Consider the following 26,047-nt stretch of genomic DNA (forward strand, 5'->3'; position numbering starts at 1 on the left):
TGGGCAAAACTTAGGTTAATCATTGTCTTAGAATCCATTCCATGTATAGTAGTTTAATTTACAACAACCTTTGACTCTTAAACTGAATATTCTCAAAACTAATAACTTCACAACCCCCGATGAAAGCCGCCTCAATTATTGGCAATAACAAAGAGATTATTATTGACCGTTGGACCTCAGCTGTAAGAGATAAAATTCCTGATGCCAAAACGCAGAAACTCCCGGTGCTAAAGAATAATATTCCCAATTTGCTCAATGCATTGGTAAAAGCACTTGAATCTGATGATGCCCGTAATACGGTGTTCAAAAGCGAGTCCCACGGAAGAGAAAGGGCCCATAAAACCCAGTATACCATCTTGCATATCATCAAGGAGTATCACATGCTCAAAGAAGTCATATTTGATGTAATTGATGAACATAGCAATGAAATTGAAATCAGAGAACGGGATGGTATTATGTACGCCATTGACCAGGCAATAGAGCAGGCATGTGAAGTTTTTTACCAGATTCGTACAGATGAAAGAGAGAAAGCCATGTATAAGGCTCAAGGGCTATTGACTGATCTGGAAGAACAGGGCGTAATGCGGGATAATTTCATCGCCAGTCTTTCTCATGATCTAAGAGGCCCCCTTAACAATACCGTTCAACTGGTAGAACTACTGGAAGAGCATCTTTCTACTGCTTCTACTGATAAATTTATCGGGCAAATCCTGGATGGTATTAGAAAAAGCACGGCTAAGGGCAATGAATTGATCAGCAATTTATTGGATGTTAACCTTATTCAGGCAGGTAACCCCATTCCTGTTCAACCGCAGGAAAGTGATCTGCTTCAGGAAGTTAAAAACTCTATTGACACCCTCAAGCCACAAATCAAAGAGCGGATCGTGATCAAGTGTCCTCACGATAAACTTATTGGCGAATGGGATGTAAGTGTTTTATGTCGTGCTATAGACAATCTGATCTCTAATGCTTTCAAATATGGTGATAATAGCAGGCCAATTAATCTGATATTAGAACAAAACAACGAACACACATACGTATCTGTACATAATGAAGGCAATCCCATTCCAGAGGATCAGCTCAATAAGCTCTTTGACCTGTACTTCAGGGCCGAACATACAAAAATCAAAGGCTGGGGGCTGGGACTTACCTTAGTCAAAGGAATTACTGAAGCGCATCATGGACAACTCAAAGTGAAAAGTAATACCGAGCATGGCACTACCTTCAGCATGATTATTCCTAATATGGTGAACAATTAAACCTTTATTTTCATTACAAAACTTAAGCTATTATATATACAACATATAGCATTTTTTAAATAAGCGGAAAGGCTGAACCCATTTTTTTGATGCAAAATATCTACAAAGAGATTGTTAATACCATTCCAGTGTTTTTCTTTCTGTGGGACAGGGATGAGAAAGAAACTACCTTTATCAGCGAGCAATTTTATGACTATAGATCTGGCTCTTATTTTTCCAGCAAAGACGACCGCGCAGACCTGAGGCAGTATATTCATCCTGATTTTCAGGAGGTTTATGACAACTTCTTTACAGAATTGAGCGAGGATAACAACTTTCACAATAAGGTTGACCTGAAAGCCGCCGATAATCTTCCCAAGATTCAGTGGGTACAGCTTAGTAGTTACCCCATCGTAAATAATGGGCAGAGGATTAAGTATATTTCGGGCCATATACGGGATATTACTTCTGAGAAAGCAAAGTATCAGGTATTGGAAGACCAGGTGAAAGGGCTGGACACCGTGCTTTTCCTCATGGCTCATGAACTGAGTGCGCCTACTGCCAATATCATGGGCCTGAGCGATATGCTGAAGCTGAAAGTTGATCATGAGGCAAATCAAGAGTATCTGCATTTCTATGATACCATCACCGATCTGGCAGGAGAAATACAGACCATCACCCGCGGCCTCATCGGTTTGATTGAGATGCAATCCAGCCAGGATCAGATCAACTCTTCTTCACATTGGCTGTTTACTTTGCTGGAAAAGGCTGTCAAGGGTTTGATGTACAATAAAACGCATAGTCCTGAAAAAATTGATTTTCAGTCTGTTTTACCTGAGGTCAGGGTCTATGTGCAGGAGGATCAGTTTATCAGGGCGATGGAAGAACTCTTATTGTACATGCAAAAATACAATCAGCAGCACTATACGGTAAAGATCCATACCCAGGAAAATCAAAATGAGCAGCAAGTAGATATTATTGTGGCTACAGAAGACATCATGTTACCTATGGAATCTATCAAACGGGTACTGGAGCATAAGGGCAGGCTGGAATTAAAGGATGTAAAGGGCCATCGTTTTCGGGGAGCACTGGAGTTGATCATTGCCAAAGAGATCATAGAAAAGCACAAGGGTTGCCTTGTTCCGTTTGAGGATAAAAAGCAAAAGGGCTTCTGTATTAGTCTTCCCATTGACGAGGATGTACAGTGTAATAGTCAAAAATAAACGCATTTGCATGCATAATGCACAAACATTCAGGTGCCAATCACAATAAAACTTCTTATCTTACGTGAGATATAAGTAAAAAAGCAATAAACAGGTGTTTTTTTAAAGCTTGACGACGAAGCCATAAGTCTGCAACTACTCCAGGCATGCTCAATAGCCGAAGTGGTACCGGAAAAACTATTTTTTCCATTTTGTATATCTTATTAGGGCTTCTGCATAAGCTGGTTTTAAAACTTAAATTCATTGCAGTATGAAAAATACCTGTTTTTTGATGCCACTCTTCTTCTTTTTTTGCTGTAGCGAACCATCCGATGAGCAGCAAATCATGTCCGATGCCCTTATTGGTAGCTGGAAAAACGTGGAGACGCATCATTCCATCTCCTTTGATGCCCAGCATACCTATACGCTGAGGTTTAATGAGGAGCATGCTTTCTCCATGCCTTACTATCTGGAGCAGTTGGAGGGACAAACACGCTTTGTGCTTCATGATTCGCTGATGCACAGAGTATACGCCTACGAGTTTATGAAAGATAACAGGTTGAGGGTGTCATTCATTCACCCTGATACCCATGCAGCGCTGGAATATGGTGTATTTGCCCGCATGAAATAGTTAGGCAAATCATATTTGATGTGAAAAAGCAGTAGAATGGATTTAACATACGTTTTTATAGCCTGCTCATTACCCAATTTTGAACACTCATACCTCTCAAACTAGCCTATGAAGTATTTATCTATCCTGATCCTCTGTGTTTTCACATCATGTCAGCCCGATACTGAGCCTCAGTATTTTTCTCACTTACAGGACGAAGAGAAAGTGATGCTCGCGATGAGTAATTATGGGCTGGAAGAAGTACCACCCCAGATCAGGGAGCTGAAAAATGTGAAAGATTTGACGATTAGTCAGACTGAGCCGGGTGGATGGGTATTTTATCCCCCTCTCAACAGACTTGTCATCAAAGATTTTGACCCTCCCTACCGTGAACTGCCCGAAGAAATACTTTCCCTTAGCCAACTCAGGCATCTTAGCCTTTCCGGTATGGATTTGCATTGTCTACCGAAGGATTTGCATAAGCTGGAGCAACTGGAAACCCTTAATCTTGCTTTCAATAAGCTCAATATTAGTGCTGAATTACCCAAACTCAAAGCTCTACCTAATCTGAGGGAGCTGAATGTGCTGGTCAACAACTTTGATTCCCTCGCCCTGAAACAATGGATGCAAGAAAGGCCGGGGCTAAAGATTATTTACTAAACCCATAGACCATAAAATTAAATGCAAGCCTCATAAAAACATAACTTAGCTGTACGAATTATCTCAAGCCTGGCTGATTAACCTTTAACAACAAGCCCTAAAAACAATGAGCAATTACAAAATTACTGCACTGGCCTCTATCCTATTGACTATCATTTTATTTTCCTGTAATGAAGATAAGGAAAATGAAGCCTATCCCGACCTGCGCTTGTATCTGGACCGCTTTGAGGAGGAGGCAAGGCAGCGAGGCTATGACCTGGACCTGTCAGGAGTTGAGACAGCTTATGTAGATGATATTCCGGTAGGAGAATTCACTGCCTGTGGTATAGGTTATGTCAATTATCAGGGAACAGGGGTGAGAAGAATTGAAATATCCAGAGAAGAGCGTTGCTGGGCCGGCAGAAATGAGACAGAAAGAGAAAACCTTTTCTTTCATGAAATAGGACATGCCTTTCTTAATCGCAATCATGATGAAACCAAGCTATGTGATGGTGCACCGGCAAGCATGATGGCGGGAAAATTCAATACTTTTAATTTCTATGATGGATCGCAAAGCGAAAAAAGAGCCTATTATATCTCAGAACTACTTGACAGGCTGGTCGCAGTAGACCAATGTATTCAACCCCTGAAAGACTGGAGTACTGACCCGGTGTTTTATAGCCTGCAGCGTCAGGACACTGCCTGGTACTTCCATTCCGATGAGGGGAATTATGCGGGCGGAAGAAGCCCTGACCTCAATGATACCCCTGATTTTCTCACCATAGCTTCGGAAGCAGGTAGTAGCACACAAAATTCGGCTTACTGGCTGAGGCAATTCAATGTTCCTAATATTCCTGAGTGCGCGGAGATAAAACTGAAGGTCAGCATGAATGCAGAAGAACTCAGCGCTCCCGGAGCAGCGGTGGCTATCAGGGCTTATGAATCTGTGCTACAGCAAAATGGAGCAATCACAGAAGAGTACTTGTTTGTTGGCACTGAAGATAATCCGGTTTCAGGGAAATTAACTGATCATACTGAAGAATTTGTTATTCCATGCTTCTCCCGTAAGACCACTTATCTCATCATCTTTGCTGTAATGATGCCGGGCACCGAAGGCGAAGTCCGTTTTGACGACATACAACTTACGGTTAATGAAAAATAATAAATATATTAGTATTCGCTAAAGCTTTGTTTACTAATCAGATCATGAAAAACAGCATTGACATCAAAACCCATGATTATTTTCCTTTTCACATGATCGTCATTGGCGTCGCTTTCCTCCTAATGGCAGTGATCATCAGTACAATGTACCCATTCATTGCCTTTCTTCTGCTCCTCATGGGTATCGTAATTGTCAGCACGCATTATCGGGTATCTATTGATCCGGAAAAGAAAGAATACCGGGAATACCTCTGGATACTGGGCTTCAGGAGAGGAAATATTCAGCCATACAGTCGCCTGCATGACATTTATATTCGGCAACATACACAAAATATTGAGTATGGTTTTGTCTCCCGGGTAAGTGGCCGAAAAAAAGTATACTCCGCTGCGCTGGAGCTGGATGATGACAGCAATGTATTCATAGGCGAGCATGCCAATGAAAGTAAATTGCTGAAAAAAGTAAACAAGCTTGCACAAAAATTACAGGCCAGTATCATAAAATCTTACGAATAGCAGAGCAAACATTGGGAAACACTACAATTGAAGCTTCAAAGCACATATAATTAATACTAAATCAAAACAATAATTACTGATGAGTCCTCCTTTTCCGCTAATGGGTACACTTAGAGATATTCGTTTAACAAAATAGATACCAATCCTAAATATGATCGTTCACAAACGTACAGGCGCTGTCCGAATGAGTACGATTTTTACTTAAAGCAAAACACTTACACTTCTCAATATCAAGGCTTTATGGCTTTGGTCAGTCATTTGTAGTTTAAACTGATAAACGATACTGAAATGAAATCATTGATAGCAATTATACTCTGGTTTATTTTACTGGCGATCTGCTGGCCACTGGCTTTAGTTATGCTGATCCTGTTTCCCCTGATCTGGCTGATCCTCTTGCCTTTCAGAATTGTAGGCTTAACCCTTGATGTGCTTTTTAGCTTCATCAAAGCAGTGCTATTATTCCCTTTCCGTATTTTCAAAACAAATGAAAGGGCTGTCTGATTGACTTTTTTGTAATCTCTATGTTGTTCAATATGAACATTTGGTAATAATTTAGCTTTCCCGGCTAAACTTTTTGGTCAGATATGAGTTAACTCCTGAGAATTTATGGATTGAAACATCCATTGCCTCATTCATTACCATCAGTCAACCTCAAAAAAACTGCCCCATGAAGACCTTCTTTTTACCATCAGGATTATTGGCGGTTACTCTTTGTTTTTACGCCTGCAATTCCCAGAAATCCTCGGCCAGTGAAGAAGAAAATGCTTCATCAGCAATGGCTCCTGATACACATAACAGTCAGAATGCCCTGGATTGGTTTGGCAATTATATGGGTACGCTTCCCTGTGCCGATTGTGCAGGCATTAAAACGACGATTACACTCAATCAGGATCAAACCTATCAGTTGACACGCGTATATCAGGGAGAGAGTGAGGATACATTTGAAGAAGATGGGCAATTTGAATGGAACAATGAAGGAAATACCATTACACTCAGGGGAATAGAAGACGGACCTAATCAATACTTTGTGGGTGAAAACTTCCTGAGGCAATTGGACATGCAAGGGGAAAGGATAAGTGGAGAGCTTGCTGAAAATTACATACTGATGAAAAGCAATCAGGCACAAACTACTATGGATACAGTATCTGCAATTACCAATGTCCGCTGGAGACTGGTAGAACTGATGGGTAAATCTGTTGACAGTACCATCAATAATAGAGAGCCCTTTCTTTTGCTCAATACTGAAGAACAAAGAGTAAACGCCAATGCTGGATGCAACAACATCATGGGCACTTATGAGCTGATGGAAGGTAATCGTATCCGTTTTTCCAGAATGGCTTCTACCCAAATGGCTTGCCCTGATATGGAAATAGAAGATCAGTTCTTAAAAGTATTTGAATCCGTTGACAATTACAGTATCAGTGAAGGCCAGCTTAGCCTCAACCGTGCCCGTATGGCCCCCCTCGCCCGTTTTGTAGCAGTGGCAGGAGAATAAGACATGATCATCTAGTTGAATCTGACGCTCGTTTGGTTTTAAACCGGGTAACCTTAAGACTCCTAGCGTGGCGTAGGCACGAGGATGCCCAGTACTTCTAACAATTGCGGTTCCTCCCGAAGCGCGAAGCGGGCAGCCATGCGAAAGTCTTTCATCCAGGCTTTATAAGCCTTCAGTGCCTCATTACGCTTTTGTGTAGCATGCTGAGCCTCACCCTTTCGGCTTACCTGATGGTTACGTTTGTCCAGTAATGCCTGTACCATCGCTGCCATCTGTTGCAGTTCTTCCAACGATACCCCATACTTTACAATCATCGCACTGTCTTTGAGCAGTTCCTGATAAAAAGAACCTGCCTGAAAGAGCCATTTCTCAAGCGCAAACATACGTTTATCCAGTTGGAGCACACTTATTTTTTCCTTATTGCCTTCGTATACAATTCTTGCCAGCTTACGATGCTTGCTGAAGCTGGCCTTTGTTTTTCTGATATCATCATAAAGCGCCTGGGTAGCGCCAAACTGGTTACTATACTTTTCTATTTTTGCCTTTTGAAATATTTCTACCTGATTCATTATTCCCCACCCTCTTTGCAGCTCCCTCATATCATAATTGAGCTTGCTAAGCTTTTTCATAATTTCCGTATTGCTCATGGCATTACTCAGCGAAATACGGCCTTCGGCCAATTGTTCTTCCAGTGAATTCTTCATCGTCTTTTTTAAACCAAAGCTAGCAGTTCTTTTTCAGACTCACTTTTCTTAGGGCGGGCAGAACCTACAAAGGTAGGATTTGTATCTAAAAAGCAGAGGCTCAGTAAAATAGGGTTTTATCTGCATCCCGTTGAGATAGCAAGGCTTGTGCTTTGGTTAAAAATCCCTCACCGCAGCGGCTACTTACTGATTGGTAAAAATAAATCGTTTACCGCTCTGGTAACTTACATTTAAGTAGGTGAACAATCGCTTACCGGGGCGGTAAGTCATTCTTACTTACTTTTCAATGGTTTACCGGAGTGGTAACTTATTTTTTGGTACTGATCAGTGGTTTACCGCATAGGGTAAACATAATTCTCTACCGAAAAATATTTACCGCTTAGGATAGCCTGTACTTGATCTTTTTCTGGTCTCCTGACAGTCTGCTTAGTGAGGGTTTAGGCATTCCTGATTATTTGCTATAGCAATCACCTTATCAAAACGGACATGCCGACTTCAACCTTATATCATCTACCCAAACTGCTGTATGTAAATGTTTTGCCCTGCATGGGTCTATAATTTCAGCAAGCAGATAAGCAGGCCCGTTTAATAATAATCTTATTCTAATATTATCATACCATCAACTCACTGTATTTTTTCAGGGCTAGATGGGCCGGACTAAAGTGAATACCCAGTTCATCTATCGCAGGCTGGCTATTGTACTGAATTCTGAAAGCTCCTTCAGGATTGTTTCCATTAAGCATCGCATGAATATCAGAAGCACACCAGGTCTCGTGACTAATAAAATACTTTTTACCATGCAGATTTGGAAGTATTGCAGACTGATATATTGCCTCAGCAACATCTTCAACCGCTACCATCGCAAAATCAATGTCGTACTGGTACACCATTTCCATCATGGGATTGGGGGCAAGTTTGTTTTTCAACAGATAAAGCATGCCCGCTGAAGTAGAATCTCTAAGCTCAGACATAGGCTTGCCAATGATGAGTCCCGGATAGAGACTGATGATTTCAAAATGTAAAGCAGGATGTTCCTGTATAAAGTTTCTTAGCCATTGATCTGTCCGGTACTTAGCCTGATTATAAGGGGGATGCTCGGGATGCGTTACCGGCTCATCCTTGATTGTAAAAATATGCTCTCGGCCCTTTGCCGGATCAAATGAAGGAACAAACCCATTGATAGCGGCTACGGAAGAGATAATGATCAGCTTTTTGACGCTTTCCGATTCCTGACAAGCGCTCACAATATTCTTCGTCCCTTCCAGTGTAGGCCGATACATCAGTTCTTCGGCTGCTTCGTGCGAGATGTCAAACCGGAAAGGCGTCCCGCAATGCACTACCACCTCACTATCTTTGATAAATTCAGCTACTGAATTCATATCAAGCACATTGATTTCACAGATTTCCAGGGCATCCCCTTCATGCATCTGAAGCAAATGCTGGTAGTGTTCAGGCTGTCCTTTATCACGGGTAGACACTTTGACCTGATGATTGGTTTCCAAAAACTTTTGCACTACGTAGCTTCCCAGAAAGCCGCTTCCACCAATTACTGAGATCTTTGTTTTCATAGTCTAGTTGTATGTATGTGACAGCTTACAAGATATAGGCTCTTACCGCATTATGCTTGTAAAAATGCGACAACAGGAAAATATATAATCGTTACTGCTACTCGGGTTAGCTGTGGATTAAGCCCCGCACTATTCTTATAAAACTTTATCAACCTTTACGGAAAGACATAAAAAAAGGCTGGCGTCACTACCAGCCTTCAGACAAAACAGATTTCCTGATTTACAATTTATTCAGCCCCATCAACAATTATCCGGGAGGCTATTATCAGTGCCAGTGGAACAATTTCTGTGAGATCTTCCATCCATTCTCAGTCTTGATCAGGTTAAAAAGATCAGACATATGTACGCCTGAACCGGCCAGTTTCCCTGACCACTGTTTTACTTCCAGACGAACGACTGCAATCGTGTTGAGAATTTCAATGCTGGCAAAATCAGGCTCAATATCCGGTGCAGGACCATTACCATCAATCCAATCGTACAAGGCCTGTATGGGGTGGAATAAAAGCCCATCAGCTACATAACCTACCATGCTGGCATTTTCATGAAAGCCGGGACGCATAAGCTCACTTTTACCGGCCCTTGAGCCGTCTATGTAGTGCTGCATGACCTGGACGATAGCTTCATAGTCGGCAAGATGTTTTTCGGTGGTGGGATGATGCAAAGTTTCCATAGTTTAGGTATTTAGGTGGTTCAATAAGATATATGATGCGTGAATACTTAGACTCCGATGTTCTTTAAAGTCCTGAGAACAGAAGCAACAAGATGTACTGTATTGATTAAACCCATATAAATCAATAACAAAAACTGCTATTTGTATTGTATAAAAACGACAGCTAAAAAACATACAATTTCTGGAGATCAGTAAGTGTGTCTGCTAAAGCGTACAGGGGATATTGATCTTCTTCATCTTTAAGAAAATGCAATACCTTTTCCTGTTCATCAAAAAACCGGCCGGGGCTGGTGCCAAAAACCTTTTTAAAGTGGTGAACAAAATGAGGCTGATCATAATAACCCGCTTCGCTGACCACATCCAGCACATGTTTTTTGTAAAGCATACATTGTTTAAAAGCATAGTTAAAACGGATGATATTCCCATAAACTTTGGGGGAAATACCTACCGCTTGCAGAAACCTTCTCTGCAATGTCCTGGGGCTTACTCTCAGTGAATCTGCCAGAGACGGAATATCTAAGTTGCCATTGCTCTGGCGTAACAGGTAAATCGCTTCGGCAATCATTGCATTCTCTTTCCAGTCTTTAGAAATAATTCTCTGGCAGAGAAAACGTTCTATCAAAGCAAACTGCTTAGCAGGATCAGTTTCTTCTATAACCTGACGATAAAGCAGAGAAGCTTTGGTAGACCAGGTATCTTCCAGTTGAGGTACCATGCCGGTAAATTCATATTGAGGAACGCCAAAAAACTGATAGATAGCATCTGGAGTCAGCTCTATACCAATGATATTCACTTCTCCTTCTTGCACACAATGGTTGGCTACCTCAAGCTGTTGACCAGATACACACAGATTGCGATATTCAGTTCTTTCAAAAGCGTTTGGTTTTCTTGTGATACTTGTTCCATCGCCCCACGCAAATATCAAAAACACATTTCCTGTAGGTATGGCAGTCATAGAATCCAAACTTCCCGGGCTTAATGTAAAAGCATAAGCTTGCTTGACGATAGGGCGTAAAAGTGGATGTTTGACTTGATAGCTGTACATGACTATAATCTGAAGACATTTATGTTATAATGCATAATCATTATTTTAGCTATAAACCCACTTCCATTGGTTACCTGAATTATCTTCTATATCAATAAGAAAGCACTATGCTCATACACTTAGGATGCAGCATGTAGCTGTGGATTTATTTTATCGCTTCTATAAGCTTTGCCGTATCGGTATAATGCCGCAAGCCTGTGACTTTACCCTCTTCGTTGAAAGTCCATAAATGAATCTCTTCGTCACGGTAATGCTTACCACTGGAAGGAACAACCGCTTCAAAAATAAACTCTGCTGCTACTTTTGTCTCATTGGCCATGATTGAGAGCACCTGAAAATCTCTGACTTCTAACTCCCCTACTCTTTTAAAGAATTCCATTACACCCTCTTTTCCACGCTGGGGCTGCATCCAGGGCACGCCTGCTTTCTGCGCTGAATTATCAGTCCATTGTTCCCACTGTACCTGATCAGCCAGGAAATCCAGAATGGTGGGAATATCTCCTCTCCCAAAAGCCTCATAAATACGCTTTACAGTATCTACATTTCTGTTCATGATAAGTCACTAAAAGTGTATAGTATGTTAGCAACAATTAAGCAAAAACACTGATCTTATGATTGTAAAAAAGCGACAGCTAGAACAAACACAATTTGTACATGCTGCTAAGCGTATTAGCTAGGTCATCTACACCTTCGTGCCACGCTTCCTGCTTAAAAAAATATAAAAAGCGTTCCTGTTCTTCTACCAATTGGCTGGGGCTTTTACCTGCTACTTTTTGAAAGTGATGAATCATATGCGATTGATCGTAGTAACCTGCTTCGGACACGATATCCTGTATGTTTTTTTGGTAGGTAATAAGCTGACTAAAGGCATTGTTGAATCTGATGACATTGCAATAAGCTTTGGGTGAGATACCCACTGCTTCTAAAAATTTTCTCTGAATTGTTCGGCTACTTACTCTCAGTTTTGCTGACAAATCCGACATACTTATATTCCCTTTACTTATCCTGATAAGAAAGATCGCTTCATCTATGGTACTATTTACTTTCATCTGGCAGGACATCATTTTCTTACTGAGAAAGTGTTCTACCATGTTTAGCTGTGAAGCAGGATTTGTTTGCTCTTCCAGTTGCTGGCATAAACTTTCAACGTCTTTACCCCAGAAGTCTTCCAGTAGAAAAATTTTGCCAGTTACTTCTTCCTGAGAGATACCCAAAAGTTGATACAATGCATGGGGAGGTAATTTTATTCCTATAACTCTCATTTCGCCATCCTCCACATTTAAGTAGGCCATCTCCAGCTGGCGACTGGCGACGTAGGCTTTACCTTTGATGACTTCATAATAGCTTTTGCTCTGATAGGTGCACTGCGCATTACCAACAAATATTGAGATGAAAACGTCACCGGTTGGCATATCAACAATAGAGGACAGTCCGCCTTTTCGCAATGTCATGCTCACCATATGGCCGACATATGATTTCAGAAGAATATTTTGTGGTTGATAGATAATCATATGTGTACAGTAAGAAATTTGATTACTAAGAAGCGTTAATTTCTGAAATACTCATCCCTCCAACCTTATGTATATGTGATGACTTAAGGTAAGTTAAGCAAACTCAAAAAAAATCTTATTCCGTATGACGAAAAAAAAATATCATCTGTCATACTGCCCGATTACGTGCAGGATATGACCGTTAATGAACATATTTATTTGAAGCAAAAGTGTATTATGTCTCTTTAAGCCTTCTTTTCCATATGGCACCGCATTTGAAAACCATCATATCAATCTTGATTTGCTTAACCCTTTATCTATGTTTCGCCATCACCTACTACTGACTTACCGTAACTTTCAACGCTTCAGGAGCACATTTATCATCAACCTGATCGGCCTGTCTACCGGGCTTTGCTGTGTATTCCTGATTTATCTCTGGGTGAATGACGAACTTCAGGTGGATAAATTTCATGAGAAAGACAGTCAGTTGTACCAGGTAATGGAAAACCAGGATCATGCCGGTGATATCAATACTTCACCCAATACCCCTGATCTACTGGCACAAAGCATGTTAGAAGATTTTCCGGAAATAGAAGAGGCCGTGACCGTTTATCCGGCAGAATGGTTCGGAAATTTCAGATTATCCACTGACAATTCAGATGGAAATAAAAGCATTGAAGCAGAAGGGCAATTTGTTAGTCCGGCTTTCTTTGATCTCTTCTCCTATAAGCTGCTTCAGGGAAATGAAGCACAGGTGCTAAAGGATAAAAAAGGCATTGTGATCTCCGAAGAGCTGGCCATTAGTTTATTTGGTACTACTGAAAATGTTGTAGGAAAGTCATTGGAGTGGCATTTATTGCAATTTAGTCAGCCGGCCATAGTCTCTGGTATATTTGCCGGTACGCCCCGGCAATCTTCCGCTCAGTTTGATTTTGTACTTACCTTTGAAGCCTTTAATGACATTCGTCCCTGGGACATGAACTGGGGCAATACAGGGCCGCTAACTTACCTTAGTTTGCAGAAGAATACTGATCTATCTGCGTTTAATGACAAGATTGAGCAATATATCCATAACAAAGACGAAAGCATTAAATACCGTACGCTCTTTGTACGTCCATATGCGGATGCTTATCTCTATGGCAACTATAAAAATGGGAAACAGGCTGGCGGACGTATTGAGTACGTTAGGCTTTTTTCTATCATTGCTATTTTTATTCTCATCATTGCCTGCATCAATTTCATGAATCTGTCAACTGCCAAAGCATCGCGCAGGGTAAAAGAAGTAGGGATAAAAAAAGCAATTGGGGCAGGCCGATCAACATTGGTTTTCCAGTATCTGAGCGAATCTATCTTCATGACCTTACTCTCTCTCTTACTGGCAATTTTACTTGCCACACTATTGATGCCCCAATTCAATTTGATCACGGGCAAACACTTATCATTTGACTTTAGCATGCCGATGCTTATTTCCATGCTGGCGATTACACTGATTACCGGATTAATTGCAGGAAGCTATCCTGCCTTATATCTGTCAGGTTTTAAGCCAGCGGTTGTGTTAAAAGGTAAACTCAATAGTTCTGTTGGAGAAGTTTGGGCTCGTAAAGGACTGGTAGTATTTCAGTTTAGCCTTTCTGTCATTCTGATTGTATCCGTATGGGTGGTGTATCAGCAAATAACCTTCGTTCAAAATAAAAACCTGGGATTTGATAAGGATAATTTGCTTTCATTCCCGGTAGAAGGTGAAGTGGCGAACAACATCGGCACTTTTGTAGACGAACTCAAACGTATCCCTGGTGTGATCAACGCTTCCAGCATGCGACAGAATGTGATTGGTAACCAATCTTCTACCGTTGGTTTGAGTTGGCCGGGTAAAGATCCTGAAGAGGTGGTCTGGTTTCAAAATTTTAGCGTAAACTACGATATGATTGAAACACTCGGGCTCAAATTAGTTGATGGACGTAGTTTCAGGCCTGCTTCTATTGCTGATACCTCTGCCATCATCTTTAATGAAACTGCTATCAAAATGATGGGCCTGGAAAATCCTGTTGGATCTACCGTCAACCTATGGGGTGAAGACCGGCAGATCATAGGAGTAGTGCAGGATTTTCACTACGAATCTTTGCACGAGAAAGTAAAGCCTATCTTCTTCAAGCTTAACCAAACTGAAATGATGACTGTGATTGTGAGGTTAAAGGCTGGTGAAGAACAACAAACATTAGCTCAGGTTCAGGAATTCTATAAGAGTTTTAATCCAGCTTATACTTTTGATTATCAATTTGTGGACACTGATTATCAGGCCTTGTATGAAGCTGAACAAAGAGTATCAACCTTATCTAAATATTTTGCCGGCTTGGCCATACTTATCTCCTGCCTGGGCTTATTTGGACTGGCTGCATTCACTGCTGAAAGAAGGTTGAAAGAGATTGGCATCAGGAAAATTCTGGGGTCAAATAACTTTGGTATTGTATACCTTTTATCAACAGATTTTACCAAAATGGTGCTTACTGCCGTTGCAATTGCCTTACCCCTCAGCTACTACATTACTCAACGATGGCTGCAAAGTTTCGCATTTCAGATTGAACTGGCGTGGTGGATTTTTGCAGGAGCAGGATTAATCGCATTGCTCATTGCCTGGTTTACTGTAGGCATACAGACCATCAAAGCAGCACGGGTAAATCCAGTGCAGTGTCTTAAAGATGAATGAGGAGGCAAACTTCTACAGCTTTTTAAACCAACTTACAGCAGGCAATGTCAGAAGTAATTACAAAAACAAAAACAGTGTCAAGAGGCAAAAGCCTTCTATTATTTATCCTTACCAACATTGGTGGATTTGTACTATTTATCTTCCCTAATCTTTTATTAGGCATCAGCAAATGGAATGGAGGACTAAGCGGTATTAATCTGCTCTTCATGGCCCTTTTTCAGTTTTTCAGTGTCTGCACTTTGATTTACTTTTCCCTTAAGATTATGGGTAAAGATTTCCGCTTTATTGGCCTGAGCAGCAATTACTGGAAAGTAGATAGTGTATTAGGGCTACTTACGGGATTAAGCTGGACAGCGTTGCAAGTTCTTTGGATCATTCCTTCCACTGGTGGATCAGAGAGAAATGATATAGCTCAAATACTTGAAACTATGGATGGAACTGCCCTTGGCTTGATTTCATATATTGCGCTGGGTGTAATTGGTGGTGGCATTACGGAAGAGATTTTCAACCGTGGGTATTTCATCAATGTATTGAAGAGCACATTTAAGAACCAGCAGTTTGGACTATGGATAGCCGCTATTTTGTCCATCCTCTTCTTTGCAGCCGGACATTTGCCTTCAAATACCATTGAGTGGTTTGATATTTTGCCTCCTACCCTGGCTTATACACTCTTGTTCATTTACACTCGCAGACTTACTGCATCTATAGTAGCACATGCAGTTTACAATGCTACTGCTATTCTAAGCGTCTATTATCTGTATTATCAATAAACTCATTTAAAGATTTCTTTCTAAAATGTATAACAAACTAAAATCTATGCTTATATTAGTTCTACAATTTAGTATCATATAACTTACCTCTTAGGAATTTATTCTTCCTAAGGAGATAGAACGTTATTAATCATTAATTCTGATGAAAGAAACACGTTTAGGAGACTTTGAAGAAGTAGTACTTCTACTGGTAGGCATTTTAGGTGAAGAAGCCTATGCCCTCAATATCTCTGAGGAGTTTGAAGCACAAACTGAAAGGTCTGTTTCCATCGGTGCAGTACACTCAACCCTTAGCAGGCTGGAAGATAAAGGCTTCTTGACCTCTGAAATGGGAGCATCTACTGCTGAAAGGGGTGGAAGAAGAAAGCGAATCTATACGATTACTGCCTACGGTCGCAGAGCACTGGAAATATCCAGAGACTTCAAAGTTTCCTTATGGAAGCAGTACCCGGCATTCGCACCCGACTTCCTGAATTTTGGTGGTCAGATTTAAACATCATTATTTTGAAAGTTAAGCAACATATGCCTCCCCAACTGGCCCGGCGCTTCCTTCTTTGGTTCCTGAGAGAGGAGCTACAGGAAGAGGTGCAGGGTGACCTGGAAGAAAAGTTTTATATCAGCCTGAAAGAAAACTCTCCTTTCAGCGCCAAGCTCAGTTACTGGTATCAGGTGTTCCAATACCTGCGGCCTTTTGCCATCAGAAAAACAACATTTACCCTAAATCACTACGCTATGTACCAAAGTTATTTCAAAATAGGCTGGAGAAATTTAAGCAAACAAAAAATGTATTCCTCAATAAAAATCGGAGGATTGGCACTGGGCATTGCTGCCTGTATGTTGATTGCTTTGTTTATCAAACATGAACTTAGTTATGACCAGCATATCCCTGATGTGGAGCGCATATATAGAGTCATTGCGGCATATAATCAGAATGGCGAGTTGCTTAGAGGCATACATTTTCCTGCCCCTATGGCCGATGCCCTTGAAGAGGACTTTCCCGAGGTTGAAACTTCAGGACGTTTTCTCAATAGCGAACTTTTTGGAGCAGGAAGTAAAGAAGTAAGGCCAGCCGATAAATCAGACAATACCCATGAAGAAGTTATCATTTATGCAGATCAGGAGCTTTTAGAAATATTTCAACCCCAGGTAGTAAATGGTGACTTGTCTCACGCACTTGATCAACCTAACACTATCGCTATTTCTAAAAGCAAAGCCGATCAATATTTTCCTTACGAAGATCCTCTGGGAAAAACACTGATCTTCAATGATGACGAAAGCAATCCTTACAAAATAGGCGCAGTGTATGAGGACTTTCCTTCCACCTCCCACTTTCAGTATGATTTTCTGTTGACGATGAAGGGCGTTGAGTTCTGGCCGGGAGAGCAAACCTACTGGGGAGCAAATAATTATTATACCTATGTCAAGGTAATTCCTGGTACAGATCCTAAAGCCTTGGAAGATAAATTTACCCAGGGAATCGTAAAAAAATATATTCTTGAGACAATGCTTAGATCTGGCAGGACTGATGCAAAAGAATTTATTGATAAAGTAAAAATAGAACTTCAGCCGGTTGCAGATACGCATTTGTATTCTGTAGGGATACAGGACAGACTGAGTCACGGTGATATACGTTTTGTCTGGCTATTTGGTGCCATCGCAGCATTTATTCTGATTTTGGCTTGTATCAACTTTGTCAATTTATCTACTGCAAAGTCAGCCAACCGGGCTATGGAAGTAGGTTTAAGAAAAGTTGTGGGTTCCAGACGATCCAACCTGATCAGACAGTTTCTCACCGAATCATTGTTATTCAGCCTGCTGGCTTTTTTCCTTAGCATATTGCTTGCTCAGGGCGCCTTACCTTTCTTTAATGAACTGTCTGGAAAGCCCTTATCTATTCCCTGGGAAGCATGGTGGCTGTTTCCTCTGCTCATCTCTGCTGCTTTTCTGGTCGGATTGCTGGCGGGAATCTACCCCTCATTCTACCTCTCTCAGTTTAAGCCTCTACAAGTAATCAAGGGAGGACTAAGCAGGGGAAGCAAAAGCTCTAAAATGCGCAGTGCACTGGTCATTTTTCAGTTCACTACCTCCATTGTGCTGATCATAGGAACTTTCATCATCTATCGGCAGATGGATTTTATTCTGAATAAAGAAGTGGGCTATGATAAAGAACAAATCATACTCCTGGAAGGGGCTAATACTCTGGGTGAACAGGTGTATACCTTAAAAGAAGAGCTTTTGAAATTGTCAGAAGTAGAGAAGGTAGCCATCAGCGATTACCTGCCGATCCAGGGGACTAAAAGAAACCAGAACCCTTTCTGGCAAAAAGGAAGACAGGCAGAAGATAATGCAGTAGGAGCCCAGATATGGCGGGTGGATGCTGATTATATCCAAACCATGGGCATGAAAATCACCGAAGGCAGAGACTTCAATCCGCAAATGCCTACTGACTCCCAGGCGGTCATCATCAACCAGAGAATGATGCAGGAATTGGGCTTAGATGACCCTATCGGAAAGCAGATCATTAATAATGGTGGCGAGACCTTTGACGTCATAGGGGTGGTGGACAATTTTAATTTTGAAACCCTGAAAGAAGATGTCAGACCTTTGTGTCTGGTATTAGGCAACAGTACTTCTATCGTATCGCTGAAGGTAAACAGCGAGGATATGCAGGGGCTAATTGATAAGCTATCTCAGGTCTGGAATCAGTTTTCCCCCAACCAAAGTATTCGCTATGCCTTTCTGAATGAAAGTTTTGCCATGATGTACTCCGATGTGCAACGGATGGGACGCATTTTTACCAGTTTTGCCATACTGGCGATCATAGTCGCCTGCCTGGGCTTGTTCGCACTTTCCGCCTTTATGGTAGAGCAGCGCAGCAAGGAGATCAGCATACGCCTGGTATTGGGTGCTTCGCTCAACAGTATCTTCAAGCTTTTGACACAGAATTTCCTCCTAATGATACTGATATCATTGGTGCTGGCCATCCCTATCGCCTGGTATATGATGCAGCAATGGCTACAGGATTACGAATACAGAATAGAAATCGGCTGGGATATATTTCTGCTGGCTGGTCTCATAGCAGTGTTGATCGCTTTGCTAACCATCAGCTACCAATCTATCAAAGCGGCGCTGATCAATCCGGCAGATAGTTTAAGGTCAGAGTAAATTAATTGAATAAAGGTTTAAAAACACCTTCTTTAGTCTTTGCTTTTGCCCTTTATGCTTCAAGTTTTACGAAAGTTTTACTTGAAGCAATACTTTTATCATCTAAAAAAAAACAGTCATTCAGGAGGAAACCTTATAAGGCTGAGCAGAAAATCTGCTACCCTGGAATTAATTCAGGGAGGCAGGACTTCTGCACCATAAGTTATTGTTTGCAATGGCTTATCAGGTAGAACACAGCCTCACCCTTTTACCACTACACCCAAAGCTTCCAGTTGCTGGGGTTGTTCTTCCAGGGCAATACGGGCTACTTTGATGAATTTTCTGTACCATTTCTCCAGTGCTGCTCCTACCTCCATCTTCTTTTGAGTCAGCACCTGCGCCTGGCTCTGGGCAGCTTTTTGCCTGGCATACAACTGATTCACTTGCTCCAGTAATGCCTGCATTTCTTCTATCTCTGAAGAAGGGATATTGTATTTTTCAAATAGGGCTGCATAGGCAGCTGCATGATAATAAAAACGCTGACACTGCTTCAGCCACTTATCCATCCGCTGCATACGTTTTCCTTTCAATCCTAACTCCTCAAACGCTTTCTGATCATTAGCAAATATCAGTCGGGTCAAGGATAAATGCTTCTGATACTTTTGCTGCATCAGCTGACGGGTATCCTGCAAAGTTCTGGTCATTTCTTTGGCCGCAAAGTGCGCATCTTCCTGCTGCATAATCAGCTCCCGAAATAGATGATATAACTTTTCTGCCGACTCTATGGCCTTAAGATCATAAGACAACTTACTGAGCTGACGTAAAATATCCTTATCTTCTTTTACATTCGTAATGACCAAAGAGACATTTTGCAACAACTTTAACTGGTTCATATGCATTTGCATTTTATGGATGACGAAGATATAACTTTCTCATTTTCAGAAAGCTGTAATATTTTATAGAATTCACACCTCGTAATAAAATGACATAAGACTAAGAATTTCATTCAGAGAAAAAGTGGTCAAATGGGCAAGTTGAAGTGTTTTTGGGGCATTTGACCTGGTCGGAACGACAAGTTGAAACCGTTTTGCCTTTCCGACCTGGTCGGAAGCGCAAGTCAGACTTTTCTGAAGACATTTGACCCGGTCGGAAACGCCGGAAAAAAATTTCCTGGGGTTCCGACCAGGTCAAATGTGTCAGGATGGACTCATTTTGTCATTCCGACCGGATAAAATATGGCAGAAACAAATTATTCAGTATATTATTCTGCGTCAAATATGTCAAAATAAGCCACCTGAAGCAGCTAAATTCTAGATTTACAGATGAAATCTAAATATTTATGTCTGAAATTACATTTTTTGCATATTCTGAATGCTAATCTCACTTCTTCCTATAAGGTTTGATTTGAAATACTACTTTATGATTCCCCTCCCAATAGCTTCAAATGTATCTAAAACTAATTATTAAAATATCAGGCTTACAGCCTACGGAAGGAACTTTGAAGGTTGAGCAGAAGGGGTGTTCTGTTTACTTAAGCAGTGTATGATACACAAATATTAGTAGAGAAGGTATGCCAATTTCCCAAAATTGAGTGGAGAGCCGAGCATATGTTCGGCCCTACTCTTTAGGGAATGATTATGTCATTGCTGCTGGAATAGCTCTCTTTCGGTCTTCAAAAATACCCCAAGCTGTCCAGAGTGCTGCCAGCATATCTCCCAGGCAAAGCATAAGAATGCTACCCGGAGCCAGGCCCTGTAGGTAAAAAGTAGTCATGATGATGATACCAGCTATATGACCAATAATTTTCCAGGTGTAAAAAGGAAGGAAGTGATACCTTCCCATTTGCACATAATAATACCCCAGGACCAACGCCAGAAGTCCTGCCATACGAATCCATATTTCTACCGTCGGTTCAAAACCCATTGTTTCCAACATACTGTTGGGTTGAATAATCATGCTTATTCCATTCAGGATCATGTAAACGCCCCAGCATAGGGAGCTAAGTGCCGCATGACTTCTGTGTTTGAAAATTTGTGTTTTCATGTTTATTAAGATTAATGGTGAAATGACAGCCCCAAAACTGCACGATATTTTTATGCAGAATTATTGTTGACTGACTGTTACAAAGTAATCGCCAGCAAATGTTATCTTTCTTGACCTGGATCAAGGAATTTTATCTAAATCACCATGGGGGAAGAATTACAAACCTATCTTCAACAGCTTGTACCACATGATGAAGCAAGCTGGTTGGCTATGCAAAGCATTCTCAAACCAAAAAAGCTTGCCCGGCATGAACATTTTCTGGTACAGGGACAGGTGTGTCGCCAATTGGGTTTTATTACCCGGGGATATGTGCGGCTATATTATCTGTTGGGTGATGAGGAGGTGACCAAAGATTTTAATTTTGAAAACGAATTCTGTGGCTCCTATGCCAGCTTTATTTCTGCGCAACCTGCTCTTTTCAATGTAATAGCCATGGAGCCCGTGAGCCTGTATACCTTCTCCAGAGAGAAGCTAATGTCGCTCTATGAGCAATACCCCTGCTGGCAAAAATTGGGAAGGATAAGCATGGAAAAGATGTTTGTAAGAAAAGAACTGCGAGAGGCGTCATTCCTGCTGGATAGCCCGGAAGAACGCTATCAAAAACTGGTGAAGGATGCCCCTCACTTCGTACAGCGTATTCCTCTAAAGTACTTGGCTTCTTATCTGGGCATGGCCCCGGAAACTTTAAGCAGAATCAGAAAGCAACGTAAATGATGTGCCTGACATAAACAAGGGGAAATTAAGAGGTTTTGATTTTCGCTCTTGTCATTAGTATTTATTCTCTCTCCTGCGCAAAGAGCCAGTCCAGTACACCATCGGTTTTTTCCACATGTGGCCAGACGTGGTGGGCTACCTCGGGAAATTCGGTGTATTTGGGATCACCCCCTGCTTCTTTAATAGCAGCAATCATATTGCGGGAACCGCTTACCGGCACATTTTTGTCTTCGCTTCCATGAAAGGCCCAGATGGGAATATCCGCCATATTCTCTGCCAATGTAGTATCTCCCGCCCCACACATAGGAATGGCAGCGGCAAACAGTTCAGGGCGTGTACCCAGCAGATACCAACTGCCATAGCCTCCCATGGAAATGCCCGTTAGGTAAATTCTGTCTTCGTCTATGGCATACTCTTTCTTTAACTCCCTGATGGACGAAATGAGAAGCGTGTCTATGGCTTGAGCATAAGGTATACCGCCCCAACTCCTGGCGGGAGGGGCCTGGGGCACGAAAAGAAAGGCAGGGTATTTTGCCCGATTACTACTGTCTGATAGCAGAGGCGCAGGCTGAGTCACAAGCATTCTCTCGGTCTTTACGGATTGAGGCCCGCCGTGCAGACAAATTACCAGAGGATACTTTTGGGTGGAATCATAGTTCAGCGGCTTCAAAAAAAGGTATTCCAGTGTATTGCCTTTACTACCTTCATAGGTTTTGTTTTCAAAGCGATTGACCAAAGCTTTTTCTTCCGGGGAAATATAAGTACTCCAATAAGTTTGTGTACCCATGCTGAACCCTCCCACCAGTCCGGCCATCACGATTATCCCCAGTATTGCGAATAATAAATCTTTATATTTAAAATTGACTTCTACGCTTTGTGATGAAGCGCTTAGTTGATGTTCCTGATAAAAAAGTATGATCAATGGAATAGATGTCAGACTGCCGAAGAGGTTGAGCCATTGCTGCACTAATTCTACATTGCCCTGGTTTTGCCAACCCATCCAATTTAGATTCCATATCATCATCAGGCCGGAAGCCAGTCCCACAATAAAAAGTAACACACCATTTGTCTTCAGCCAGATGTTCTTTCCTGCCCTGGAGAACATCAGGCTGGTGGCATAGAACAAAATTGTGAGAATAAAAAATACATTGGTAATGATTTGGATATTCATGAATTCCCGCATCATCAACACCACCACCAGGTAGGTGGTAAAGTACATGCCTATGCTGGCTATGATGGTGATGATCGTAGCGATATAGGTTAAGCGATATGCTTTATATCGGTAATAGTTGAGCATGATGAAAGCAGTGGTAAGCGACAAGCCTACTTCAACCCAAAACCAGGTGGAATAAGCATCTAAATAGTAGATGCGATATCCGATCTGGAAAAATAAGATACTCATAAATAAAGCAGCCAGGCAGGCCAGTGCCAGAAAAAAGACGCCAAAGAAGTAGAAACTCTTATGCATTGTGAGTTAGTTTAGGGTTAATGTAAGAACACTTATTATTAATCTTTAGGTCACTCTTTTTTGTCCTGAGCTTCATAGTCCCTACCCTGTATCCCCCTACTATAACCCCAAAAGAAAAAAAGGCTGACAATGAAGAAAATTACGATCGCTGAGATCTGAAATGCTTCATCAAATATCAATATGTAAAGCAGATAGGTCACGGCATAGAAGGCTGTAGCGATGACAGCGGTCTTGAGGCTTTTATTTTTTCGGAGGACATTCAAAATCTTTTTCATCTATGATTTTCTTATGCTACTGTTTTGGATAACTGATTCATTTCAAAGCCATTCTAAGGATGTCGCTTTTAGCTTCCGCTATGCTGTTGTGCCATGATGGACCTTACTTGTGAAACCACTTCATCAAGACTTTTCTTGTTGATCGTTACGCCATACCTGACAAAGTTTTTGTCTTTGAAAAAGATTTCAAGCTTAGCCTTATTGTATATGTTGGGCATAAATCCCAGAACAGGTGTCTTTTGAGATACTGTTCCACTACTTTTTATGGCTTCAATATCAGAAATTGTATATGCTTTACTACTACTCAAATAAGGAAGTAATTACTTTCTGATGTAGTATAGCTGATCATGGTCCAGCGCCAGTTCGTCCTGAGGACGTAGAAAAATGTAAACTGCCATTAGCCCAGCATATATGTATCCCAACCAAAGAATATCTGCTCCCTGCTCAAATTCCTTCAAGTCTATCCAGTAAACAAAGAAGAATGCCAGCAAGGCCGCGAAAACTCTTTTTACCCAGCTAAAAGGCTTATTGAAATTATTGGTTTCAAAGATATACTGGTTTTGCATTTCCATACGGTCTGACGTTAAAAAAATGAGGTTTGAAGATGATCAGATTTTACCACCTATTTAATTAATGCTTTAACCCTTAATATAAGTGTGATTTTCACACTTTACAAGCTTTGGCAGGAATGTTTACATTTTGTCAAGTAGAATCCACAGGATCATAAAGCTTTGGCCAGTGACTACTCCAGTATAGTAGTAGCCTCATAGGCAGGTGTATGCCTACGATTAGTTATCTTCTGACTTTGCATTTAAGCCTCTGATCTGCTTGAGGGTAATCAGGCCAAAGGCGAGTGCACCGAGTATGGCGATCATAGAAGCAAACAGCTTCCACCCAGCCCCGCTTTGCCATGCATCAACCAGAGTGTATACATTGACGAAGAAAATGATCAGGCTCACAAGTACAGCAGCCCAGCGTTTGATTAATTCCTTTTGATTTTTCATCCGGCAAAAATAACAGTCAGCAGGCAGTATAAAAAGCAAGGCTCGCCAACACGCTGAGAGCGCTAAGCGAGCCTGCTATTACGAGTTTGAGAATTGTTTTAGAAACCTACACCTCCCAGCCTTTTCGGTATTCTCTACCCACAAACTGGTTGGCCTCTTTGAGGTTGGTGATTTCCATGTTCTCACCATCCCAAAGCAGCTTTTTGCGACCGAAGTAGTCATTCTCTCCTTTGCGCAGCATATATGAGCGTATCGCCAGATTACCCATCAGTACAGTTTCTGTCATTGGGCCGGCATAATCAAAGGAAGAAGTAAGTGCCTTATGTTCCGGACTGTCAAAACCAGCTTTGCAGGCATCTACCCACATGCGCTGATGTCCGTATTCCGGCTCTTCATTGTCTTCGGTTTCCGGGCCAAACTCAGTAGTACCATCATTGAGATACAGCTTCGGCATGAGCGGAGAGCTGTCATTGATATTGGTAGAGATCAGTCCTTTGTCACCAATGATCAGTACCCCATTGGCACTATTGGCACCTCCAATGTCATGGTCAGCGGGAATAATCTCCGGATGCGAAGGACGAAGACCGCCATCGCTCCAGGTCATTTCTATGGGAGCTTTGCTCTTATTAGTAGCATCAAAATGGAGGGTAATGAACGATGAGGGAGGGCAACCCTTAGGATGATAATCAGGTGTCCACATCTGCGAGTAAGTAGAACTTACACTACACTCTGCATCGGTAGGGTATTTGAGCCCTAAAGTTCTGAAGGGAATATCAATCAGGTGGCAGCCTACATCCCCCAGCGCTCCGGTACCATAATCCCACCAGCCTCTCCAGTTGAATGGATGAAGGTTTGGCGTATAAGGCATATATTCAGCGGGGCCTAACCAAAGATCCCAATCCAGATCTTTGGGTTTCTGACTGGGATCGGGTTTAGGCATTTCACCACCTTGCGGCCACACCGGACGATTGGTCCAGATCTGCACCTTAGTGATGTTACCCAGCTTACCGGAATCTACCCATTGCTGCACCATGCCCAGCAGAGGATTGGAGCCCCCCTGATTACCCATCTGGCTGACGATTTTGTTATCTCTGGCCATTTGGGTGAGCATACGCGCTTCACGAATATTATGCGTCATTGGCTTTTGCACATACACATGCTTACCTCTTTCCATCGCATAAGCTGCCGCTGGTCCATGCACATGGTCAGGAGTAGAAATGGTAACCGCGTCTATGTCTGTTTCAGTGTCCAGCATTTCGCGATAATCAGCGTAGCGTTTGGCCTTTGGAAACGCTTTGACAGATGCCGAGGCTGAGCCGGAGAAATCCACATCACAAAGCGCTACTACTCTTTCTCTACCTTTTACAGAGGCATTGAGGATATCACTTCTGCCTTTACCTCCAGCACCAATGGCAGACAGGTTGAGCTGATCACTGGGGGCGGTAAAACCTACACCCCCCAGCACATGGCGGGGTACCAAAAAAAAGGATGAGGCAGCAGCACTCTGCTTGATGAATGTTCTGCGGGAGTTAGCAGACTGCTTGGATTTTCTTTTATTCATGATTTTAGTTTTAGGTTATGCATTTACGT

At 41.8% G+C, this 26,047-nt stretch carries 27 protein-coding genes; 13 read left to right on the forward strand and 14 right to left on the reverse strand.

What is annotated here, in order from left to right; translation table 11 throughout:
- Positions 1 to 119: 119 nt before the first annotated feature.
- The 8 genes from WJR50_RS14690 to WJR50_RS14725 all read left to right on the forward strand — a co-directional run bounded on the left by WJR50_RS14690 (position 120) and on the right by WJR50_RS14725 (position 6,858).
- The gene (locus WJR50_RS14690; protein ID WP_341294054.1) at positions 120 to 1,259 is read left to right on the forward strand and encodes an ATP-binding protein; all 1,140 of its coding nucleotides are present in this window, start codon (positions 120 to 122) and stop codon (positions 1,257 to 1,259) included.
- An 89-nt stretch (positions 1,260 to 1,348) separates the two neighbouring features.
- Positions 1,349 to 2,461 (forward strand): hypothetical protein, encoded by a 1,113-nt coding sequence (locus tag WJR50_RS14695; RefSeq protein WP_341294055.1) that lies wholly within the window; start codon positions 1,349 to 1,351, stop codon positions 2,459 to 2,461.
- Positions 2,462 to 2,711: 250 nt separating this feature from the next.
- The gene (locus WJR50_RS14700; RefSeq protein WP_341294056.1) at positions 2,712 to 3,071 is read left to right on the forward strand and encodes a hypothetical protein; all 360 of its coding nucleotides are present in this window, start codon (positions 2,712 to 2,714) and stop codon (positions 3,069 to 3,071) included.
- A gap of 108 nt (positions 3,072 to 3,179) precedes the next feature.
- Positions 3,180 to 3,710, forward strand: a complete 531-nt coding sequence (locus WJR50_RS14705; RefSeq protein ID WP_341294057.1) for a leucine-rich repeat domain-containing protein — start codon at positions 3,180 to 3,182, stop codon at positions 3,708 to 3,710.
- 106 nt (positions 3,711 to 3,816) lie between these two features.
- Positions 3,817 to 4,851 carry a hypothetical protein gene (locus tag WJR50_RS14710; RefSeq protein ID WP_341294058.1) on the forward strand — a complete coding sequence of 345 codons (1,035 nt, stop codon included), beginning with the start codon at positions 3,817 to 3,819 and terminating at the stop codon, positions 4,849 to 4,851.
- A gap of 44 nt (positions 4,852 to 4,895) precedes the next feature.
- On the forward strand, positions 4,896 to 5,363 hold the full coding sequence (locus WJR50_RS14715; protein WP_341294059.1) for a hypothetical protein: 468 nt from the start codon (positions 4,896 to 4,898) through the stop codon (positions 5,361 to 5,363).
- Positions 5,364 to 5,651: 288 nt separating this feature from the next.
- A complete protein-coding gene (locus WJR50_RS14720; protein WP_341294060.1) occupies positions 5,652 to 5,864 on the forward strand; it encodes a hypothetical protein in 213 nt (70 codons plus the stop codon).
- 166 nt (positions 5,865 to 6,030) lie between these two features.
- Positions 6,031 to 6,858 (forward strand): copper resistance protein NlpE N-terminal domain-containing protein, encoded by an 828-nt coding sequence (locus tag WJR50_RS14725; protein ID WP_341294061.1) that lies wholly within the window; start codon positions 6,031 to 6,033, stop codon positions 6,856 to 6,858.
- Positions 6,859 to 6,920: 62 nt separating this feature from the next.
- On the opposite strand, the gene WJR50_RS14730 is transcribed toward WJR50_RS14725, so the two are convergent.
- The 6 genes from WJR50_RS14730 to WJR50_RS14755 form a co-directional block, all read right to left on the reverse strand.
- The gene (locus WJR50_RS14730) at positions 6,921 to 7,562 is read right to left on the reverse strand and encodes a PQLLE family protein (RefSeq protein ID WP_341294062.1); all 642 of its coding nucleotides are present in this window, start codon (positions 7,560 to 7,562) and stop codon (positions 6,921 to 6,923) included.
- A gap of 611 nt (positions 7,563 to 8,173) precedes the next feature.
- Positions 8,174 to 9,130: an NAD-dependent epimerase/dehydratase family protein gene (locus tag WJR50_RS14735; protein ID WP_341294063.1), complete on the reverse strand. Its 957-nt coding sequence runs from the start codon at positions 9,128 to 9,130 to the stop codon at positions 8,174 to 8,176.
- Between the two features lie 265 nt (positions 9,131 to 9,395).
- A complete protein-coding gene (locus tag WJR50_RS14740) occupies positions 9,396 to 9,800 on the reverse strand; it encodes a nuclear transport factor 2 family protein (protein WP_341294064.1) in 405 nt (134 codons plus the stop codon).
- Positions 9,801 to 9,963: 163 nt separating this feature from the next.
- Entirely contained in the window at positions 9,964 to 10,845 is an 882-nt protein-coding gene (locus WJR50_RS14745) for a helix-turn-helix domain-containing protein (RefSeq protein ID WP_341294065.1), read from the reverse strand.
- 145 nt (positions 10,846 to 10,990) lie between these two features.
- Positions 10,991 to 11,398 (reverse strand): nuclear transport factor 2 family protein, encoded by a 408-nt coding sequence (locus tag WJR50_RS14750; RefSeq protein ID WP_341294066.1) that lies wholly within the window; start codon positions 11,396 to 11,398, stop codon positions 10,991 to 10,993.
- 79 nt (positions 11,399 to 11,477) lie between these two features.
- Positions 11,478 to 12,356 (reverse strand): helix-turn-helix transcriptional regulator, encoded by an 879-nt coding sequence (locus WJR50_RS14755; protein ID WP_341294067.1) that lies wholly within the window; start codon positions 12,354 to 12,356, stop codon positions 11,478 to 11,480.
- A 298-nt stretch (positions 12,357 to 12,654) separates the two neighbouring features.
- Here WJR50_RS14755 and WJR50_RS14760 point away from each other — a divergent pair, with 298 nt between their 5' ends.
- The 4 genes from WJR50_RS14760 (at position 12,655) to WJR50_RS14775 (ending at position 18,974) form a co-directional block, all read left to right on the forward strand.
- A complete protein-coding gene (locus tag WJR50_RS14760; protein WP_341294068.1) occupies positions 12,655 to 15,039 on the forward strand; it encodes an ABC transporter permease in 2,385 nt (794 codons plus the stop codon).
- 44 nt (positions 15,040 to 15,083) lie between these two features.
- On the forward strand, positions 15,084 to 15,809 hold the full coding sequence (locus WJR50_RS14765) for a CPBP family intramembrane glutamic endopeptidase (RefSeq protein WP_341294069.1): 726 nt from the start codon (positions 15,084 to 15,086) through the stop codon (positions 15,807 to 15,809).
- A gap of 142 nt (positions 15,810 to 15,951) precedes the next feature.
- Positions 15,952 to 16,302 carry a PadR family transcriptional regulator gene (locus WJR50_RS14770; protein ID WP_341294070.1) on the forward strand — a complete coding sequence of 117 codons (351 nt, stop codon included), beginning with the start codon at positions 15,952 to 15,954 and terminating at the stop codon, positions 16,300 to 16,302.
- A complete protein-coding gene (locus tag WJR50_RS14775; protein WP_341294071.1) occupies positions 16,245 to 18,974 on the forward strand; it encodes an ABC transporter permease in 2,730 nt (909 codons plus the stop codon). The genes WJR50_RS14770 and WJR50_RS14775 overlap by 58 nt, the downstream gene beginning before the upstream one ends.
- Before the next feature lie 239 nt (positions 18,975 to 19,213).
- On the opposite strand, the gene WJR50_RS14780 is transcribed toward WJR50_RS14775, so the two are convergent.
- Positions 19,214 to 19,846, reverse strand: a complete 633-nt coding sequence (locus WJR50_RS14780; RefSeq protein ID WP_341294072.1) for a PQLLE family protein — start codon at positions 19,844 to 19,846, stop codon at positions 19,214 to 19,216.
- Between the two features lie 742 nt (positions 19,847 to 20,588).
- Positions 20,589 to 20,996 carry a hypothetical protein gene (locus WJR50_RS14785; protein ID WP_341294073.1) on the reverse strand — a complete coding sequence of 136 codons (408 nt, stop codon included), beginning with the start codon at positions 20,994 to 20,996 and terminating at the stop codon, positions 20,589 to 20,591.
- 144 nt (positions 20,997 to 21,140) lie between these two features.
- Between WJR50_RS14785 and WJR50_RS14790 the strand changes: the two genes are divergently transcribed.
- Positions 21,141 to 21,710, forward strand: coding sequence for a Crp/Fnr family transcriptional regulator (locus tag WJR50_RS14790; protein WP_341294074.1), 570 nt, complete (start codon positions 21,141 to 21,143; stop codon positions 21,708 to 21,710).
- A gap of 61 nt (positions 21,711 to 21,771) precedes the next feature.
- Here the strand turns inward: WJR50_RS14790 and WJR50_RS14795 are convergent, their stop codons facing one another.
- From WJR50_RS14795 to WJR50_RS14820, 6 genes are all read right to left on the reverse strand, one after another.
- On the reverse strand, positions 21,772 to 23,178 hold the full coding sequence (locus WJR50_RS14795; RefSeq protein WP_341294075.1) for a carboxylesterase family protein: 1,407 nt from the start codon (positions 23,176 to 23,178) through the stop codon (positions 21,772 to 21,774).
- Positions 23,179 to 23,228: 50 nt separating this feature from the next.
- Positions 23,229 to 23,453, reverse strand: coding sequence for a hypothetical protein (locus WJR50_RS14800; protein WP_341294076.1), 225 nt, complete (start codon positions 23,451 to 23,453; stop codon positions 23,229 to 23,231).
- Positions 23,454 to 23,521: 68 nt separating this feature from the next.
- Positions 23,522 to 23,761 (reverse strand): hypothetical protein, encoded by a 240-nt coding sequence (locus tag WJR50_RS14805; RefSeq protein ID WP_341294077.1) that lies wholly within the window; start codon positions 23,759 to 23,761, stop codon positions 23,522 to 23,524.
- A gap of 12 nt (positions 23,762 to 23,773) precedes the next feature.
- Complete coding sequence (locus WJR50_RS14810) at positions 23,774 to 24,025, reverse strand: hypothetical protein (RefSeq protein WP_341294078.1); 252 nt, start codon at positions 24,023 to 24,025, stop codon at positions 23,774 to 23,776.
- Positions 24,026 to 24,241: 216 nt separating this feature from the next.
- Positions 24,242 to 24,457, reverse strand: coding sequence for a hypothetical protein (locus WJR50_RS14815; RefSeq protein ID WP_341294079.1), 216 nt, complete (start codon positions 24,455 to 24,457; stop codon positions 24,242 to 24,244).
- Positions 24,458 to 24,563: 106 nt separating this feature from the next.
- The gene (locus WJR50_RS14820) at positions 24,564 to 26,018 is read right to left on the reverse strand and encodes a Gfo/Idh/MocA family protein (RefSeq protein ID WP_341294080.1); all 1,455 of its coding nucleotides are present in this window, start codon (positions 26,016 to 26,018) and stop codon (positions 24,564 to 24,566) included.
- Positions 26,019 to 26,047 lie beyond the last annotated feature (29 nt).

The organism is Catalinimonas locisalis, from assembly GCF_038039535.1.
Classification (GTDB): Bacteria; Bacteroidota; Bacteroidia; order Cytophagales; family Cyclobacteriaceae; genus Catalinimonas.

Excerpts from the sequence above, each read along its gene's own strand:
- WJR50_RS14690 (WP_341294054.1), top strand. The coding sequence starts at position 120 with ATGAAAGCCGCCTCAATTATTGGCAATAACAAAGAGATTATTATTGAC.
- WJR50_RS14695 (WP_341294055.1), top strand. The coding sequence starts at position 1,349 with ATGCAAAATATCTACAAAGAGATTGTTAATACCATTCCAGTGTTTTTC.
- WJR50_RS14700 (WP_341294056.1), top strand. The coding sequence starts at position 2,712 with ATGAAAAATACCTGTTTTTTGATGCCACTCTTCTTCTTTTTTTGCTGT.
- WJR50_RS14705 (WP_341294057.1), top strand. The coding sequence starts at position 3,180 with ATGAAGTATTTATCTATCCTGATCCTCTGTGTTTTCACATCATGTCAG.
- WJR50_RS14710 (WP_341294058.1), top strand. The coding sequence starts at position 3,817 with ATGAGCAATTACAAAATTACTGCACTGGCCTCTATCCTATTGACTATC.
- WJR50_RS14715 (WP_341294059.1), top strand. The coding sequence starts at position 4,896 with ATGAAAAACAGCATTGACATCAAAACCCATGATTATTTTCCTTTTCAC.
- WJR50_RS14720 (WP_341294060.1), top strand. The coding sequence starts at position 5,652 with ATGAAATCATTGATAGCAATTATACTCTGGTTTATTTTACTGGCGATC.
- WJR50_RS14725 (WP_341294061.1), top strand. The coding sequence starts at position 6,031 with ATGAAGACCTTCTTTTTACCATCAGGATTATTGGCGGTTACTCTTTGT.
- WJR50_RS14730 (WP_341294062.1), bottom strand. The coding sequence starts at position 7,562 with ATGAAGAATTCACTGGAAGAACAATTGGCCGAAGGCCGTATTTCGCTG.
- WJR50_RS14735 (WP_341294063.1), bottom strand. The coding sequence starts at position 9,130 with ATGAAAACAAAGATCTCAGTAATTGGTGGAAGCGGCTTTCTGGGAAGC.
- WJR50_RS14740 (WP_341294064.1), bottom strand. The coding sequence starts at position 9,800 with ATGGAAACTTTGCATCATCCCACCACCGAAAAACATCTTGCCGACTAT.
- WJR50_RS14745 (WP_341294065.1), bottom strand. The coding sequence starts at position 10,845 with ATGTACAGCTATCAAGTCAAACATCCACTTTTACGCCCTATCGTCAAG.
- WJR50_RS14750 (WP_341294066.1), bottom strand. The coding sequence starts at position 11,398 with ATGAACAGAAATGTAGATACTGTAAAGCGTATTTATGAGGCTTTTGGG.
- WJR50_RS14755 (WP_341294067.1), bottom strand. The coding sequence starts at position 12,356 with ATGATTATCTATCAACCACAAAATATTCTTCTGAAATCATATGTCGGC.
- WJR50_RS14760 (WP_341294068.1), top strand. The coding sequence starts at position 12,655 with ATGTTTCGCCATCACCTACTACTGACTTACCGTAACTTTCAACGCTTC.
- WJR50_RS14765 (WP_341294069.1), top strand. The coding sequence starts at position 15,084 with ATGTCAGAAGTAATTACAAAAACAAAAACAGTGTCAAGAGGCAAAAGC.
- WJR50_RS14770 (WP_341294070.1), top strand. The coding sequence starts at position 15,952 with ATGAAAGAAACACGTTTAGGAGACTTTGAAGAAGTAGTACTTCTACTG.
- WJR50_RS14775 (WP_341294071.1), top strand. The coding sequence starts at position 16,245 with ATGGAAGCAGTACCCGGCATTCGCACCCGACTTCCTGAATTTTGGTGG.
- WJR50_RS14780 (WP_341294072.1), bottom strand. The coding sequence starts at position 19,846 with ATGAACCAGTTAAAGTTGTTGCAAAATGTCTCTTTGGTCATTACGAAT.
- WJR50_RS14785 (WP_341294073.1), bottom strand. The coding sequence starts at position 20,996 with ATGAAAACACAAATTTTCAAACACAGAAGTCATGCGGCACTTAGCTCC.
- WJR50_RS14790 (WP_341294074.1), top strand. The coding sequence starts at position 21,141 with ATGGGGGAAGAATTACAAACCTATCTTCAACAGCTTGTACCACATGAT.
- WJR50_RS14795 (WP_341294075.1), bottom strand. The coding sequence starts at position 23,178 with ATGCATAAGAGTTTCTACTTCTTTGGCGTCTTTTTTCTGGCACTGGCC.
- WJR50_RS14800 (WP_341294076.1), bottom strand. The coding sequence starts at position 23,453 with ATGAAAAAGATTTTGAATGTCCTCCGAAAAAATAAAAGCCTCAAGACC.
- WJR50_RS14810 (WP_341294078.1), bottom strand. The coding sequence starts at position 24,025 with ATGGAAATGCAAAACCAGTATATCTTTGAAACCAATAATTTCAATAAG.
- WJR50_RS14815 (WP_341294079.1), bottom strand. The coding sequence starts at position 24,457 with ATGAAAAATCAAAAGGAATTAATCAAACGCTGGGCTGCTGTACTTGTG.
- WJR50_RS14820 (WP_341294080.1), bottom strand. The coding sequence starts at position 26,018 with ATGAATAAAAGAAAATCCAAGCAGTCTGCTAACTCCCGCAGAACATTC.